Annotated in this window: 12 protein-coding genes; 7 read left to right on the top strand and 5 right to left on the bottom strand. The window is 62.2% G+C overall.

Going from position 1 to position 16,604, the window contains the following annotated elements; all coding sequences use genetic code 11:
* Positions 1-4: 4 nt before the first annotated feature.
* The 3 genes from AC0J5Z_RS13770 (at position 5) to rpsA (ending at position 3,995) form a co-directional block, all read left to right on the top strand.
* Entirely contained in the window at positions 5-1,318 is a 1,314-nt protein-coding gene (locus tag AC0J5Z_RS13770) for a GNAT family N-acetyltransferase (protein WP_475033072.1), read from the top strand.
* Between the two features lie 246 nt (positions 1,319-1,564).
* A complete protein-coding gene (locus AC0J5Z_RS13765; RefSeq protein ID WP_475033069.1) occupies positions 1,565-2,329 on the top strand; it encodes a polysaccharide deacetylase family protein in 765 nt (254 codons plus the stop codon).
* 184 nt (positions 2,330-2,513) lie between these two features.
* Positions 2,514-3,995 (top strand): 30S ribosomal protein S1, encoded by a 1,482-nt coding sequence (gene rpsA / locus AC0J5Z_RS13760; RefSeq protein WP_026540604.1) that lies wholly within the window; start codon positions 2,514-2,516, stop codon positions 3,993-3,995.
* Positions 3,996-4,090: 95 nt separating this feature from the next.
* Here the strand turns inward: rpsA and AC0J5Z_RS13755 are convergent, their stop codons facing one another.
* A complete protein-coding gene (locus AC0J5Z_RS13755; protein WP_475033067.1) occupies positions 4,091-4,780 on the bottom strand; it encodes an IMPACT family protein in 690 nt (229 codons plus the stop codon).
* Between the two features lie 22 nt (positions 4,781-4,802).
* On the opposite strand from AC0J5Z_RS13755, the gene coaE reads away from it, so the two are divergent.
* The 4 genes from coaE to AC0J5Z_RS13735 all read left to right on the top strand — a co-directional run bounded on the left by coaE (position 4,803) and on the right by AC0J5Z_RS13735 (position 10,746).
* Complete coding sequence (gene coaE, locus AC0J5Z_RS13750; protein WP_475033063.1) at positions 4,803-6,041, top strand: dephospho-CoA kinase; 1,239 nt, start codon at positions 4,803-4,805, stop codon at positions 6,039-6,041.
* Between the two features lie 29 nt (positions 6,042-6,070).
* On the top strand, positions 6,071-8,170 hold the full coding sequence (gene uvrB / locus AC0J5Z_RS13745; RefSeq protein WP_475033061.1) for an excinuclease ABC subunit UvrB: 2,100 nt from the start codon (positions 6,071-6,073) through the stop codon (positions 8,168-8,170).
* A gap of 168 nt (positions 8,171-8,338) precedes the next feature.
* Positions 8,339-9,364 (top strand): TerC family protein, encoded by a 1,026-nt coding sequence (locus AC0J5Z_RS13740; RefSeq protein WP_475033059.1) that lies wholly within the window; start codon positions 8,339-8,341, stop codon positions 9,362-9,364.
* A gap of 29 nt (positions 9,365-9,393) precedes the next feature.
* Positions 9,394-10,746, top strand: a complete 1,353-nt coding sequence (locus tag AC0J5Z_RS13735; protein ID WP_475033057.1) for an MFS transporter — start codon at positions 9,394-9,396, stop codon at positions 10,744-10,746.
* On the opposite strand, the gene AC0J5Z_RS13730 is transcribed toward AC0J5Z_RS13735, so the two are convergent.
* The 4 genes from AC0J5Z_RS13730 to AC0J5Z_RS13715 are packed head-to-tail and all read right to left on the bottom strand — an operon-like array spanning position 10,743 to position 16,546.
* Positions 10,743-12,086: an alpha/beta fold hydrolase gene (locus AC0J5Z_RS13730; protein ID WP_475033055.1), complete on the bottom strand. Its 1,344-nt coding sequence runs from the start codon at positions 12,084-12,086 to the stop codon at positions 10,743-10,745. The two genes, AC0J5Z_RS13735 and AC0J5Z_RS13730, sit on opposite strands and share 4 nt — an antisense overlap.
* Entirely contained in the window at positions 12,079-12,591 is a 513-nt protein-coding gene (locus AC0J5Z_RS13725; RefSeq protein ID WP_475033053.1) for an N-acetyltransferase family protein, read from the bottom strand. The genes AC0J5Z_RS13730 and AC0J5Z_RS13725 overlap by 8 nt, the downstream gene beginning before the upstream one ends.
* Positions 12,592-12,623: 32 nt before the next feature.
* Complete coding sequence (locus AC0J5Z_RS13720; RefSeq protein WP_475033051.1) at positions 12,624-14,000, bottom strand: CoA transferase; 1,377 nt, start codon at positions 13,998-14,000, stop codon at positions 12,624-12,626.
* Positions 14,001-14,011: 11 nt separating this feature from the next.
* A complete protein-coding gene (locus AC0J5Z_RS13715) occupies positions 14,012-16,546 on the bottom strand; it encodes a DEAD/DEAH box helicase (RefSeq protein ID WP_475033047.1) in 2,535 nt (844 codons plus the stop codon).
* Positions 16,547-16,604: the final 58 nt, after the last annotated feature.

The raw sequence follows: 16,604 nt of genomic DNA, 5'->3' as shown, positions 1-16,604 counted from the left end.
GGACGTGGCCGATCCCAATGAACCAAATCTTGCAAAGTATGCCGTCCGGCGTTTCCCTGCCGTAGCCGATCCGGATGACGCAGGCTATAGCCGCTGCACCACATGGGTGCAGGCCGTGTCCCACGGTTTCCACGAGCGACGGCGTGATGACGAATTCCTGGCCAAGACCCTGGCGGCCTACCAAACAGACAATCGCGTGCTGACTGGCGTCTACGTCAATGGCAGCGTGCCTGATCACTCCCTGGGCGCCGAGGTTCCGGTGGCGACCTACGCCACCATGCGTAAGGCCTTGAACATTGGCTTTGGCCGCCAACTGGAATCCAACCTGGTCACCGCCGTAACAGTCCGCGGTACCCATCGGCGGAACGGGATCCTTCGTGGCATGATCACCGCCGACTTGGAAGCTGCCAAGGATGACGGCCTTTCCATGGCCGCCCTCACGGCGTCAGAGGCTTCCATTTATGGCCGCTTCGGCTTCGGTGTGGCCACCTTTGAGCGGAGCATCAAGGTTGATGCCGGCCCACGCTTCCGGCTGAGGGGCCTGCCGGAAGGCACCGTGGAAGTCGCCGATCCTTCCGTATTGTTGGACGTGGCCCCGCAGCTCTTTGATCGTGTCCAGCGACTCTCGCCGGGTTCCATTGACCGGCAGGAGTATTACCGACTGGCTGCCTCCGGTTCCATCGGTCATGACGGCAAGCCGGACACCTCTGTCCGCTGCGCCCTGCGTTACGACCTGTCCGGAAGGTTGGATGGCTACGTTTCCTACCGCTTCAAAGGCTGGGACCGCAAGCCGTACACCATGGAAATCGTGGACCTCGTCGCGGCAAGCAACGCGGCTTACCTTGACCTGTGGCGCTTCCTGGGCAGCATCGACCTCATTGACGAAGTGACCTGGGCTGAGGCGCCTGTGGATGACCCGCTGGCATGGGCCTTGGAGGATCCGAGGTGCATCGACGCCTCTGAAATCCGCGACATGCTGTGGCTCAGGATCCTCGATACTCCTGCTGCCCTGCGCGCCCGCAGCTTCCCGGTGGCCGGCAGGCTGGTGCTGGAGGTATCGGATTCTTTGGGTTTGGCAGGTGGCACCTGGGTTCTGGAGTCCGACGGCGGTGCTGCCGCCGTCGTGAATGACGCTTCGGGCGAGACGCCCGACCTCAGCCTGGACGTGGCGGATCTAGCGTCCATCTACCTGGGTGTGGTGTCGCCGGTGACGTTGGCGGCTGCCGGGCGCATCCAGGAGAAGGCTCCAGGAGCCGCCTTCCTCGCCCAGCAAATGTTTGCCGTAGAACGATCCGCGCACTGCCTGACGCACTTCTAGAAAGCATCAAAATAATCACAACCACATAGCCACAACCAGATAGGGACATCCATGGGGGATTCCAAGCGGCGGCCATTGGCCGGCCGGCGATCAGTGCTGCTGGGAATTGCGGGCCTTGCGTCCGTTGCCATGACCGCGTGCGCGGGTAGGGGCGGCCATAACGATCCCGCTGGTTCAAGCGCAAGCCCAGCTGCTCCAACGTCCCCGCGAACGGGTCCGGCCACACCGCCACCTTCCATAGCCGCCATGTCCAGCGAACAGGCAGCCGCTGCCCTCGCTCCTGCTGCGCGGAGCAAGCCCAAGGCGACACCAGACAAGCAACAGATCGTGGCGGAGTTCGCAGGAAGGCGCCCAAAGGAATGGGGGCTGCATGTGACGGGGGTCGTGAACAATTCACGGTCACAGCACGCGGCGCTAACGTTCGACGCCTGCGGCGGGCCCGGAGGCACAGGGTGCGATCACGCTCTGCTGCAAACCCTTCGTCGGCTCAACGTCCCTGCAACGCTTTTCATCAACAGCCGATGGATCCACGCCAACCCGTCACTGTCGGCCGAACTGGCCGCTGACCCGCTGTTCGAACTCGCCAATCACGGGACCGCCCACCTCCCGTTGTCAGTAAACGGTCAGGCGGCGTATGGCATCCAGGGAACAGCCACTGTTGCCGCTGCGTACGACGAACTCATGGGTAACCAGGCGATCCTGCAGGAGATCAGCGGAAAGGTCCCCCGGTTTTTTCGTCCGGGGACTGCGTTCTACGACGACGTCGCAGTAGAGATCACACGACGGCTCAGTATGCTGCCGGTCAACTTCACGGTCAACGGCGACGGCGGTGCTACGTTCTCGGCGGCCACTGTGGCCGCCGAAGTGGGGCGGATAGCGGCCGGGGACATCGTTATTTCACATTTCAACAGACCGGCTGCAGGCACTGCCAACGGCTATGCGCGCGCTTTGCCGCAGCTGCTGGACCAAGGAGTCTCATTTGCCCGTCTTGGAGACGTCTTGACGACGTAACACTCCTTTTGACCCTGCTTTGCCAATGCGACTAGAATAAACGGGCGTGTACTACGTGCATGCATCCATTTTGTACTAATCCACAAATCAGGATGACCCGGTATTTCGCCGTGTTCTGCCGTCCGGACCCGGGCGGCAGCGGTTTGCCTGACCGACTAACTATCCACAACGGAGCCCCTACTACATGACCATCACCTCCACCGAGAAGCCCGGTACCCCCGTAGTCGCCATTAACGACATCGGTACCGCTGAGGACTTCCTCGCAGCTGTCGACGCCACCATCAAGTACTTCAACGACGGAGACCTCGTCGAAGGTACCGTCGTCAAGGTCGACCGCGACGAAGTTCTGCTCGACATCGGTTACAAGACCGAAGGTGTCATCCCTTCCCGCGAGCTTTCCATCAAGCACGATGTTGATCCCGGTGACGTCGTCGCCGTTGGCGATCAGGTCGAAGCTTTGGTTCTCACCAAGGAAGACAAAGAAGGCCGTCTGATCCTCTCCAAGAAGCGTGCTCAGTACGAGCGTGCCTGGGGCGACATCGAGAAGGTCAAGGAAGAAGACGGTGTCGTTACCGGTACCGTCATCGAGGTTGTCAAGGGTGGCCTCATCCTGGACATCGGCCTGCGCGGCTTCCTGCCCGCATCGCTCGTGGAGATGCGTCGTGTCCGCGACCTCGCTCCGTACATCGGTCAGCAGATCGAAGCCAAGATCATTGAGCTGGACAAGAACCGCAACAACGTTGTGCTGTCCCGCCGTGCATGGCTCGAGCAGACCCAGTCCGAGGTTCGCTCCACGTTCCTCAACAAGCTGGAAAAGGGCCAGGTTCGTCCGGGCGTCGTTTCCTCCATCGTCAACTTCGGTGCATTCGTGGACCTGGGCGGCGTAGACGGCCTCGTTCACGTTTCCGAGCTGTCCTGGAAGCACATCGACCACCCGTCCGAGGTTGTCGAGGTTGGCCAGGAAGTCACCGTCGAGGTCCTCGAAGTGGATCTGGACCGCGAGCGTGTCTCCCTGTCGCTCAAGGCTACGCAGGAAGATCCGTGGCAGACCTTCGCCCGCACCCACGCCCTCGGCCAGGTTGTTCCGGGTAAGGTCACCAAGCTGGTTCCGTTCGGTGCGTTCGTTCGCGTCGAAGACGGCATCGAAGGCCTCGTGCACATCTCCGAGCTGGCTGTCCGCCACGTGGAGCTCGCAGAGCAGGTTGTCTCCGTTGGCGACGAACTGTTCGTCAAGGTCATCGACATCGACCTCGAGCGTCGCCGTATCTCCCTCTCCCTCAAGCAGGCTAACGAGGGCGTTGACGCTGACAGCACCGAGTTCGATCCCGCTCTGTACGGCATGGCCGCTGAGTACGACGAAGAGGGCAACTACAAGTACCCTGAGGGCTTCGACCCCGAGTCGAACGAATGGCTCGAAGGCTACGAGACCCAGCGCGCCGCTTGGGAGCAGCAGTACGCTGACGCCCAGACCCGCTGGGAAGCCCACAAGAAGCAGGTTGCCCAGCACGCTGCCGACGACGCTGCTGCTGCAACGTCCGGTGAGAGCGATTCCGGCACCACCAGCTACTCCTCGGAGCCGGCTGCTGCTGAGTCCAACACCGGCGGCGGCACCTTGGCGTCCGACGAAGCACTCGCCGCACTGCGCGAGAAGCTGACCGGCAACTAATTCCGCCTCCCTCACGGGATGTGCTGAATAGCCAAAGAAGGACCCCTGCCTCCGGGCAGGGGTCCTTCTTGGTTAAGCCAAAAGCGGGTGGTCGATCAGCGGGGAACGTCTACCCATTCAGTGCCCTCGCGTCGGAGGGTTGCTTGCCCGGCCGTCAAGGCGGCCACCCTTGCCCCGGCTTCGGCAATCTCCGCCGGATGGTCCTGCACGGCAACGCGAAGAATGGCGTTCCGGGCTTCATACGCGGTCCCAGCCATCACGTACCCGGCGCTGCGCAGTTCGTTCTCCAGGCGACCTGCGTCCGCGTGGGGACTCTCAATGGTGCACAATCGCAGCCGGCGTCGCTGGACCAGGGGAGCGAGATCCAAAGCAGTGGAGACCGATTCTGAGTAAGCGCGTACCAGACCTCCCGCACCCAGGAGGACCCCACCGAAATAGCGCACGACGACGGCACTCACGTCACTGAGGTCCGTCACCCCTGCCGCGGTTTCGCGTTTGATGATGGCCTCCAGCATGGGAACGCCCGCCGTGCCCGAGGGTTCGCCGTCGTCGCTGGATCGTTGAATCATCCGGTCAGGACCTAAGACGAAGGCTGAGCAGTGGTGCCGGGCGTCGTGGAATTCACGCCGAAGGTCAGTGACCAGGGAGCGCGCGGTTTCCTCATCGGGTGAACGCCGGAGGACTGTGATGAAACGGGACCGCCGGATCTCCAGCTCGTGGCGGCAATCCGCATCCGCGGCGAGTGTTGTGTACGTTGTCGCACGGCTGTCATCCTCATTTTCCACCGCTTCAGTCTAGTGTTGGAGGGTGCTGAAGATCGGGCTGACGGGCGGCATCGCCTCGGGGAAATCACTGGTGGCATCCAGGTTGCAGGAATTGGGCGCGATCCTTGTGGACGCAGACCTCATTGCGCGGGAAGTGGTGGAGCCGGGAACTCCGGGGCTGGCCCGCGTTGTGGCCGCATTCGGCCCCGGAATCCTCGATGCACATGGAAGGCTGGATCGGCCCAAACTTGGCTCCATCGTGTTCCAGGATCACTCTCAGCGCGAAGTGCTCAACGGCATCATCCATCCGCTGGTCCGCGAGGCTGCTGCGGCGATCGTGTCAGGTGCCGGCCCTGGTGAGATTGTCATCCAGGACATTCCGCTCCTTGTCGAAACCGGACAGGGCACCAACTTCCACTTGGTGGTGGTCGTGGACGCGCCGGATGATGTTCGCATCCAGCGCATGGTGGAGTTCCGCGGAATGACAGAGCAGGACGCCCGATCACGCATGGCGGCCCAGGCCACACGCCAGGCCCGCAACGCGGCAGCTGACGTCGTCCTGGACAATGCCGCAGGACGCCAGGAACTGCTCGCCGGCGTCGACTCACTATGGCGGAACCGCCTGGTCCCCTTCGCGGACAACCTGGCGCGGGGAGTAAGGGCACCGAGGAATATCGGCCCGGTCATGTCCAGTTCGCACGATGCCTGGGTGTCCCAGGCCGCACGACTGGCAGCCCGCATCACGGCGGCAGCACCTGACGAGGTCCTCGCAGTGGACCACATAGGTTCCACGGCGGTGCCAGGCCTGGCAGCGAAGGACGTGATCGACCTTCAACTCACTGTGGCCGATTTGGAGACGGCAGACCCGATCGCGCCTCTTCTGGCAAACGCCGGATTCCCCGCCGTGCCGCATATGGAACGAGATACCCCGAAGCCTTCCCAGGCCGAGCCCTCTCAGTGGCAGAAGCGTTTCCATGCCAACGCAGATCCGGGCAGGGCGGTGAACCTTCACGTTCGGGTAGCCGGCTCGCCCGGATGGCGTTATGCGCTGCTGTTCCGCGACTGGTTGCGCGCAGAACCGTCATCAGCGGCACTTTATCAGGCACACAAACTCGAACTGGCGACCGCGCTGGCGGGGGATCAGGGCACTGCTGCCTACGCTGACGCCAAGGAGCAGTGGTTCACCGAGATTGCCTGGCCGCTCATGGATGAGTGGGCCCGGCGCACACGCTGGATGCCGCCGTCGTATATGTCTTCTGCTGAAGGCAAACGCGGACAGTAGCTGTCCTAGGGCGGGGGTAGATTGGTTTCATGAGCCTTGCCCAGGAAATCAACCGTGTCGTCGCGCCTTTCGAAGTGATCAGTGAGTTCAAACCCGCCGGTGATCAGCCGACCGCCATCGCAGAACTGACCGAACGAATCAACAACGGTGAAAAAGACGTTGTCCTCCTCGGCGCCACTGGTACGGGTAAGAGCGCCACCACGGCATGGCTCATCGAACAGGTCCAGCGACCCACCCTGGTTATGGTCCAGAACAAGACCCTCGCCGCGCAGCTGGCCAATGAATTTCGGGAGCTGCTGCCCAACAATGCTGTTGAGTACTTCGTCTCCTACTACGACTACTACCAGCCCGAGGCATACGTAGCGCAGACGGACACATTCATCGAGAAAGACTCTTCCATCAATGAGGAAGTCGAAAGGCTCCGGCACTCGGCCACCAACGCCTTGCTGACCCGCCGCGACGTCATCGTGGTGGCCACGGTGTCGTGCATCTATGGCTTGGGTACGCCGGAAGAGTACATCGCCGGCATGGTCACGCTCCGCAAGGGCGCGGAGATGAACCGCGACCATCTCCTCCGGAAGTTCGTCTCCATGCAGTACGCCCGGAATGACATGGACTTCCACCGAGGCACGTTCCGCGTGCGTGGCGACACCGTGGAGATCATTCCCATGTACGAGGAACTCGCCATTCGGATCGAGTTCTTCGGTGACGAGATCGAAAACATCCAGACACTCCACCCCCTGACCGGGGAAGTGCTGCGGGACGAGGAAGAGATGTACGTTTTCCCGGCGTCGCACTACGTTGCCGGGCCTGAACGGATGGCCCGTGCCATCAAGCGGATCGAGGATGAACTCGCTGACCGCTTGAAGGTCCTCGAGGGCCAGAACAAGCTCGTGGAAGCCCAGCGGCTCCGGATGCGCACCACGTACGACCTCGAAATGATGCAGCAGATGGGTTTCTGCAACGGCATCGAGAACTACTCCGTGCACATTGACGGACGTAACCCCGGGACCGCTCCGCACTGCCTCATCGACTACTTCCCGGATGATTTCCTGCTGGTTGTTGATGAGTCGCACGTGACCATTCCGCAGATCGGAGCCATGTACGAGGGCGACATGTCCCGTAAGCGGAACCTCGTGGACTTCGGCTTCCGCCTGCCCTCGGCCATGGACAACCGGCCCCTCAAATGGGATGAGTTCCTGGAACGCATTGGCCAGACCGTGTATCTTTCGGCAACCCCCGGCAAGTACGAGCTGGGAAAGGCCGATGGCTATGTCCAGCAGATCATTCGCCCCACCGGCCTCATTGATCCCGAGGTTGTGGTCAAGCCCACCAAGGGCCAGATTGACGACCTTCTCGGTGAGATCAGGACCCGCACGGAGAAGAACGAGCGCGTCCTTGTCACAACATTGACCAAGCGGATGGCCGAGGACCTCACGGATTACCTCGTGGGACACGGCGTCAAGGTGGAGTACCTGCACTCGGACGTGGACACCCTGCGGCGCGTGGAACTGCTCCGCGAACTTCGGATGGGCGTCTTCGATGTCCTGGTGGGCATCAACCTGCTCCGCGAAGGCCTGGACCTGCCTGAAGTTTCCCTTGTCAGCATCCTGGATGCGGACAAAGAAGGCTTCCTGCGTTCCTCCACCTCCCTGATCCAGACCATCGGCCGTGCCGCCCGTAACGTTTCGGGCCAGGTGCATATGTACGCTGACAGGGTCACCGACTCCATGGCCCATGCCATTGAAGAGACCAACCGCCGCCGAGCCATCCAGGTGCAGTACAACACCGACCACGGCATCGACCCCCAGCCGTTGCGCAAGAAGATTGCCGACATCACCGATCAGCTGGCCAAGGAAGACGCGGACACCCAGGAACTGCTCAATAACAACCGGCTGGCCAAGGGCGGCAAGCGTGGCAAGTCGGCCGCCAAGGGTGCCGCTACGGTTCGGCAGGACGGCCTCGCCGCGGCTCCCGCCGAGGACCTTGTGGGTCTCATTGAGCAGCTGACCGAACAGATGCACGGCGCAGCTGCTGAACTGCAGTTCGAAGTCGCTGCCCGAATCCGTGATGAAGTCAAGGAGTTGAAGCGCGAATTACGGCAGATGCAGTCAGCCGGGCACGCCTAAGGTAAGGTTTAGGTCACGTAGGGGAGTATCCCAAGCGCTACGTCCGTCAGCACGCAAGGCACAGATGCCTCGCCGGACCTAGCGGGCCGCCAACATTTGCATTCACCGCACCCTGGCAGGCCGGAGAGACTTACACCGCTTTCCCGTACCCTGCGAAAGGCACCTTTAATGCAGCTTCCCGTCTGGTTCGAGATCGGCTCCTTTGTCGTCCTCGGAATCATCTTGGCTATCGACCTCCTGTTGGTCGTCAAGCGTCCCCACGAACCTTCCATGAAGGAAGCCGGCCTGTGGGTCGGCTTCTATGTTGCACTTGCCCTGCTGTTTGCAGTGGCCATGTTCATTTTCGCCGGCCCGGAATACGGCGGGCAATTCGTCGCCGGCTGGGTCACTGAGTACAGCCTCAGTATCGATAACCTCTTCGTCTTCATCATCATCATGGCGCGCTTCTCGGTGCCGCGTAAGTACCAGCAGGAAGTGCTGATGGTGGGCATCATCATCGCGCTGATCCTCCGCGGTATCTTCATTGCCCTGGGCGCGGTAGTCATCGAGCAGTTCAGCTGGGTCTTCTATATCTTCGGCGCCTTCCTCCTCTGGACTGCCTGGAAGCAGGCCCGGGACTCCGGCGAAGACGAGGAAGATACCGAGAACCCGCTGATTGCCCGGATCCGCAGGGTCCTCCCGATGTCCGAGAAGTTTGATGGCAACAAGATCCGCACCGTGGTGGACGGCAAGAAGGTCTTTACCCCCATGTTGATCGTTTTCATCACGATCGGACTCACTGACCTCCTGTTCGCCGTGGACTCCATACCTGCGATCTTCGGCCTGACCCAAAGCGCCTTCATTGTGTTTACTGCGAACATCTTCGCCTTGATGGGTCTGCGCCAGCTGTACTTCCTCCTCGGTGGACTCATGACGCGCTTGGTGTACCTGAAGCACGCCCTGTCAGTGATTCTGGCCTTCATCGGCGTCAAGCTTGTCCTGCACGCCATGCACGTCAACGAGCTTCCGTTCATCAACGGTGGCCACCACATCGAATGGGCTCCTGAGATCCCCACCTATGTGTCCCTGGCGGTCATCGTGGGAACCATCATCGTTGCTGTCGTAGCTAGCCTGATGAGCCCGGCAGCACGCCAGGCCACGTTGGATGCACGGTTGGAAGAGGACGCACGCAAAAGCATGAGCGAGGCAGAGTAACTGACCTCCAAAAGTTGTAGTCTCGTGAAGTGACTACCACTTCAACAACGGCGCTGGACCCACAACGGGTTCAGCGCCGTTCTGTTTTCCTGCTCAGTTCAGCACAGCTGCTTAGCGGCGTTGGCAATGGGGCTACACTTTCCATTGGGTCTTTGCTGGCTGTGGACTTATCGGGTTCTGAGGCCTGGGCAGGATCCATCACCACCGTCCTGACACTGGCTGCAGCAATCGCAGCGCTGCCGCTGGCCGGGCTGGCTGAAGCGCGCGGCAGGCGCGTAGGACTTGTCACCGGCTTGGTTGGTGCAATGCTCGGTGCTCTGCTCATCATCGCCGCAGTAATGAGCCAGTCATTCGTGCTGCTTTTGCTGGGCGCGGCCTTCCTTGGCCTGGGCACGGCGGCGAACCTGCAGGCGCGTTTCGCCGCCGTCGACCTCGCTGAACCGGAGCACCGGGGAAGGTCACTGTCCACGGTGGTCTGGGCGATCACCATCGGCGCAGTCGCAGGGCCAAACTTGATTCAGCCGGGCGCCGCAGTTGGTGCAGCACTTGGCCTGCCGCCCATTGCGGGTCCCTTCGTGTTCTCAGCAGTGGGGCTGTTCCTGGCGGCCAGCCTATTGTTCGCAGGCCTGAGGCCGGATCCATTGTTGCTGTCCCGGCGCTTGGCGTCCGAAGCAAGCCTTGACGGGGAGCCAGGGGTGCAGCCCGCCAAGGGAACCATCCGTTCCGGTCTTCGTGCCGTCCGTTCATCACCGCGCGCCATTCTTGCCCTCGCGGCGGTCGTCGCTGCCCACGGCGTCATGGTGGCGGTCATGTCGATGACACCGCTGCATCTGCAGCAGCTTGTGGGCGGATCCCACGCAGGGCACCATGGTGGAACCACCGACAGCACAGATGCACTGGTGGTTATCGGGCTCACGATATCCCTCCACATTGCAGGTATGTTCGCCCTATCGCCCCTCTGGGGTTGGCTGACGGACAAGGCCGGGCGGTTTCAGACCATCGCCATGGGCCACGGCCTCCTGCTGGTGGCGGTGTTCATCGCTGGATTCGGCCAGCATGAACCGGCATTGGTAACCGCAGGGCTGGTTCTCTTGGGTTTGGGATGGTCCGCGGCAACCATCGCTGGATCAACGTTGTTGGCCGAAAGCGTCGCGCCTGACCAGCGGGTGACCGTGCAGGGTGTCTCGGACACCCTGATGGGTGCAGCCGGAGCGATCGGCGGTGCTACGTCCGGCCTGCTCCTTGCCTGGATCGGCTATCAAGGGCTCAATATCGCTTCGAGCGTTCTCGCCGCAGCGGTGCTGGCCCTGACGGCCATCACGGCAGCCCGCCAGCGGACGCAAGCCTCCGCAAGCGGGCCACCGGGTGGCGCGTCCACCTAGCGGTTTGCGCGCACCATGCCGAACAGCCGCCCAAAGATGCCCTCACCGTCTTCGCCGATGCCGTCATGGTGGAAGTCCGACGTGACCCAGGTCTGAAGACCTCGCACTGCCGCAGCGGTTTCAAGGGAAAGATCGTGATCCACGTAGATATCGTCCTTGTACACGGCCGCGGCAACGGGAACCGTGTTGGACGCTAGTCGGGTGGGGTCGTATAGCGGTTTCCAGTCCTTCTTGGCGGCCAGCTGTTCAGCCACGTCGCCTAAGGGAACGAGCGCCGGATCCTGTTCGAAGTACCACGGATACACCATTTCGCCCGTGAGCAGAGGCTCCTCGGCCTCGGGCTTGAACTCAGGGTAGTCCTCCAAAACGCGCCAGGCGGCCCAGTTGGTTGCTTCTCCTTGACCGTAGATGGATTCGTGCAGGACGGCGTAGAGCGGATTAGCCGCCCGGCTCACGAGTCCCCGTACTTGTTCGAGGAACGCCTCGGACAACCGCTCTCCGGAAGGTGTGTCGATGAACGCGTCTTCCAACAGGTAGTGCAGTGCATCAACCCGGGTGTTGCCGCCCAGGAAGGATCCCACCATTTGGAAGCGCTCGGGCGTCAACTGTTCGCCACTGGCCAGGAATTCAGGCTGCTGCTCCAGGTGGCGGGCGATCCGCGTGACTTTCTCCCGGTCCTCCGGGTACCACGAGAAATACTCCGCGTTCCTCGCGGCGACGCGATTAAAGGTTGCTTGGTAGACGCGGTCCGCCGGGCCGTGGAGCGGGGCCAGGCCGCCGGTGATGAGGACCTCGCGTAGTCCCTCCGGCGCGAAGGACAGGTATGTCAGCGCGCAGAACCCGCCGAAGCTCTGCCCCAGCACTGACCACGGGCCGGAGCCCAGGACACCCCGGATGAGTTCGGCGTCCGCCACGATGGAATCGGCGCGGAAGTGGGTCAAATACTCGGCCTGGGCCGGGGCGTCGCCACGGAGCTCCAGTGATTTTTGTTCAACGGGCGTAGACAACCCGGTGCCGCGCTGGTCCAGCATCAGGATGCGGAAGTCCTTCGCGGCCGCCTTCATCCACCCGGAAAGCGAGGTGACACGGTTACCCCGGCCGCCGGGTCCACCCTGCAGAAACAGGAGCCACGGTAGCTTGGCTGTTTCCTCCGCCGAATGGTCACTGGAAGAGTACTCCCGGGCGAAGATGGTGATCCTCTCGCCGGGGACCTCTGCCTGGTGAACCAAAGGGACCCTGAAGTAGTGCTCCGCCGTCCGCAGTCCACGGAATTCGTGGCGTGCACGGATGAGGTGCCTGCCGGCGGAGGGCCGCTCCTCAGCCACAGATAGTTCAGCCATGGGTAAGAACCTCTTTCGCCTCACCGACGTTCGCGCCAAAGGCCTGGAGTGCCTCGCCGGTCAGCCTGAACGTCGACCATTCCTCCATCGGGAAGGCACCCAGGCTCTTGTAGAACTTGATGGAAGGCTCATTCCAGTTCAGGACGCTCCACTCCACCCGGGCGTAGCCACGGTCGACGGCGGTGGCGGCCAGATGCTGCAACAGCGCCTTGCCGTGGCCCTCGCCACGGGCTTCGGGAACCACGTAAAGGTCCTCGAGGTAGATGCCGTAGACGCCTTCCCATGTGGAGTAATTCAGGAACCAGAGCGCGAATCCCTGTACTGTGCCAGCGCTGTTTTCCGCGATGGTGGCATAGACGCGCGGGTTCTCGCCAAAGAGTACTTCGCTGAGCATGGCCGGGGTGTTCTTAACCGCGTCCGGTTCCTTTTCATAGATCGCAAGATCGTGGATCATACGCAGGATGGCAGGGACGTCTTCGACGGTGGCGGGGCGGATTACACTCATGCATTCGAGCTTACTAGGGGCTTGCCGGCTTCCTACCTCCAGGCCAGCGCGGACGTTCCATAAGGCACAGGCGGCTGCCGGTACCTTAGCGGGACGCCCTCAACCACGAGGGGCGGCCCCACAAAACTGAGCCGGCCGTAGGGGCTGTCCGCTTCAAGGTGCTCCGGCTCATGCAGTGGGCTCACAGGGATGCCTTGGTTGCCGGAAGGCAGGGCGAACAGTTCCTCGGCCGTCCGACCCAAGGAGAGCTCCGCTGATCCACCGGCTCCAGTCCTTATTCGCTCGGTTAGTAAAGCCAGCACCGCCGCCGCAAGCCCATAGCCCGTGGCGTGATCAAGGGCCTGGACTGGTAGCGCGCCCGGCTTCCACCCGTCGTCGTCATGCTGTCCGTAACGCTCCGCGATTCCGCAGGCTGCCTGAACAAGGCTGTCGAAGCCCCTCCGGCCTTTCCACGGTCCGCTGATTCCCCAAGCTGTCAACGTCGCCACCACCAAGTCAGGCCGTACGGCCGACAGAGCGTCCGGGCCTAATCCGAATCTGTCCAGGCCGCCGTCGCGGTAGCCGGTAACCACCACATCCGCTGAGGCGACAAGACCGTGAACAGCTGCCAAGACGTCGGCATTCTCGAAATCGGCTTCAGCACTGCGCTTGTCGAACCCGGCGTCAATGAAGGCATCGATCAGTTCCGGAAGGGCGGGCGGGTCGATACGCAACACGTCCGCGCCCAGTGCACCCAGAAGGCGGGTGGCAGTGGGCCCGGCGATGACCCGTGTCAGGTCAAGTACTTTCAAACCCTCCAACGGCCGGAGCGGGTTCTCGGCCGGTACCCACGAAGTGGCACCCTGGCGTCCGGACGGTGCAGCTGAACGGGAGAGGCTGATCCATGGACCGGAGCGTGCCGCAGAATGCATGGGTGAGGAAACCCATTCCTCGCGGCCCCGGACAGCGGCAGCCACACCCCTGTGTGCCACGATCGCAGTCTCGGCCTCCAAGGACGTCATCGATGACAGGGCACGGTCTACGTCAAGCGGCACCCTGGCCGAGAGCGCTTCCATCAACCGTGCTGCGTGGTGGGGATAGTTGGCATGCAGGCGGATCCAACCGTCCGCTGTACGCCGGAAGCCCGACGTCGGGGCGAATCCTTGGGGTATGCGGCCCGCAATCCGAAGGTGACCCAGCGAATCGAAAGAGGCCGCGGTCAGCCCTGAGTCAACGGAGTATCTCCCTGGAGATCCGGTCAATGCGTTCAGCGCTGTGGCGGCGCCCTGAACCGAGGCGAGAGCCAAACCCTCGACGTCCAGGCGTCCGCCGCCCCACCAGCGACGTGAACCGGTGCAGGCCGCCGGCGGTTCCTTGCGTATGGCTTCCACTTCCCGCAATCCGGCGGTCAGGTCAGGGACGGATTCCACGGCGCCAGGACCTAGAGCCTGTTGACGTCTGTCACCCGGACCACGGCGGTGCCGGACTCATCGGACTCAGCCAAGTCCACGTCGGCAGAGATTCCCCAGTCGTGGTTGCCCGCCGGGTCGTCAAAGATCTGCCGGACCTTCCACGTCCCTGGTTCCTCGGTGATGATGAGTAACCCGGGACCCCGCGCGTCAGGACCAGTGCCGATGTCGTCATGTTCGTCGAAGTAATCGTCCAAGACTTCTTCCCATCGCTCTGCGTCCCAGCCTGCATCGGCGTCCAGTTCGCCCAACGCCGTGGAGCCCTCGTCTGCGAAAAGTTCAACCCTGCGGAACATCTCGTTCCGAACCATGACCCGGAAGGCCCGGATGTTGGAGGTCAGGAGCGGCGGCGGGGGCGGGGGAGCGTCGTGGGGCGTGGGGGCCAAGCCGGAAGTGAGCTCTTCCCACTCGTCCAGAAGGCTGGAATCCACTTGGCGGACCAGCTCACCCAGCCACGCGATGAGATCTTCAAGGTCTTCACGGAGCGAATCCTGGGGCACTGTCTGCCTCAGCGCGCGGAACCCGTCCGCCAGATAACGCAGGACGATGCCCTCCGAGCGGGCCAAACCATAGAACTGCACAAACTCGCCAAAATTCATGGCGCGCTCGTACATATCCCTGATGATCGATTTCGGAGCAAGCTCGAAGTCGCCCACCCAGGGGGCGGCCTTGCGGTAGACCTCAAAGGCCTCGCCAAGAATCTCCGCCAGGGGCATGGGATAGGTAACTTCGTCCAGCATGGCCATGCGTTGGTCATACTCAATTCCGTCAGCCTTCATGGCGGCAACGGCTTCGCCCCGGGCCTTCTTCTGCTGGGCGGAGAGAATCTGGCGCGGCTTCTCCAGTGTTGACTCAATGACCGAGACAACATCCAGTGCGTAGGAGGGAGACTCAGGATCCAGGAGCTCCAACGCAGCAAGCGCGAAGGGGGAGAGCGGCTGGTTGAGGGCAAAGTTTGCTTGCAGATGAACAGTCAGCCGGACTGAGCGCCCTTCTGCCTCCTGTTCCTCCTCCGGGATGCGTTCCACCACACCCGCGGCCAGGAGTTCCCGGTAAATCCCCAAGGCCTTCTTCATCAGCTTGAGTTGCGCGGGGCGGCTCTCATGGTTCTCACTGAGCAGGCGCCGGGTTGCCTGAAAGGGGTCGCCCGGGCGTTCCATGAGGTTCAGCAGCATCGCGTGGGTGACGGTGAAGCTTGAAGTCAAAGGCTCGGGTACCGACTCGACGAGTCGCTTGAACGTAGGTTCGCCCCAGGACACGAATCCTTCCGGAGGTTTCTTCTTCACCACTTGGCGCAGTTTCTTCTGGTCATCGCCAAACTTGGCGGTGGCCTTGGCCATGGCCTTGGTGTTTTCCACCACGTGGTCCGGAGCCTGAACCACCACGGTGCCGGCGGTGTCATAGCCGGCCCGTCCGGCGCGTCCGGCAATCTGGTGGAACTCCCGCGAGTTGAGAGACCTGGTGCGGACGCCGTCGTACTTGCTCAGTGCCGTCAACAGCACTGTCCGGATGGGCACGTTAATGCCGACCCCCAATGTGTCGGTTCCGCAGATCACTTTGAGGAGGCCGGCCTGCGCGAGCTGCTCCACCAGGCGGCGGTACTTGGGCAACATGCCGGCGTGGTGGACCCCAATGCCGTGCCGGACCAGTCTGTTGAGTGTCTTTCCGAAGCCGGCGGCAAACCTGAATCCCGCAATCAGCTCCGCGATCCGGTCCTTTTCGGCCCGGCTGCACATGTTGATGCTCATGAGGTTCTGGGCACGCTCAATGGCTTCTGCTTGGCTGAAATGGACCACATAAACGGGAACCTGCTTGGTCGAGAGCAGTTCTTCCAGCGTCTCGTGAACAGGAGTCAGATGGTAGTAGTGGTGCAACGGAATCGGGCGTTCCGCAGAACTTACTGTGGTGGTGGTCCGGCCCGTTAGCTCAGCCAGACCCGTTTCGAACCGGGAGACATCGCCCAGGGTCGCGGACATAAGGAGGAACTGCGCCTGCGGGAGTTCCAGGAGCGGCACCTGCCAGGCCCAACCGCGCTGGGGGTCGGAGTAGAAGTGGAACTCGTCCATGATCACGGAGCCCAACTCTGCCGCGGAGCCTTCGCGGAGGGCGATGTTGGCGAGGATTTCCGCGGTGCAGCAAATGATGGGGGCATCTTGGTTTACACCGGAATCACCGGTGATCATGCCAACGTTTTCTGCACCAAAGATCTCGCAGAGCGCGAAGAACTTTTCGGAGACGAGAGCCTTGATCGGCGCCGTGTAGTAGCTCCGCTGGCCACGTGCCATCGCCTCGAAGTGCGCTGCGATGGCTACCAGGGATTTTCCGGAGCCCGTGGGGGTGGCGAGGATGACGTTGGCGCCGGCAGCCAGCTCCATGATCGCTTCGTCCTGCGCCGGGTAGAGCTGCAGCCCACGGCTCTCAGTCCACTCCACGAACCGTGTGTAGATTTCGTCCGGGTCCAAGGGACCGGTAGCGGTGGAACCGGGGAGCTGATCTAGAAGTTTCATTGGTTTCCAGCTTAGTGCCCGGACGGTTTAGGCTCGGCCCAGCAGGAATGCCAGCGGC

The sequence above is a fragment of the Paenarthrobacter sp. TRD_SC_7 genome, from assembly GCF_056156245.1.
This window is presented reverse-complemented; position numbering and strand designations above follow the sequence as displayed.

Coding starts and splice junctions, on each gene's coding strand:
- AC0J5Z_RS13765 (WP_475033069.1), top strand. CDS start 1,565: ATGTCCAGCGAACAGGCAGCCGCTGCCCTCGCTCCTGCTGCGCGGAGC.
- rpsA (WP_026540604.1), top strand. CDS start 2,514: ATGACCATCACCTCCACCGAGAAGCCCGGTACCCCCGTAGTCGCCATT.
- uvrB (WP_475033061.1), top strand. CDS start 6,071: ATGAGCCTTGCCCAGGAAATCAACCGTGTCGTCGCGCCTTTCGAAGTG.
- AC0J5Z_RS13740 (WP_475033059.1), top strand. CDS start 8,339: ATGCAGCTTCCCGTCTGGTTCGAGATCGGCTCCTTTGTCGTCCTCGGA.
- AC0J5Z_RS13730 (WP_475033055.1), bottom strand. CDS start 12,086: ATGGCTGAACTATCTGTGGCTGAGGAGCGGCCCTCCGCCGGCAGGCAC.
- AC0J5Z_RS13725 (WP_475033053.1), bottom strand. CDS start 12,591: ATGAGTGTAATCCGCCCCGCCACCGTCGAAGACGTCCCTGCCATCCTG.
- AC0J5Z_RS13715 (WP_475033047.1), bottom strand. CDS start 16,546: ATGAAACTTCTAGATCAGCTCCCCGGTTCCACCGCTACCGGTCCCTTG.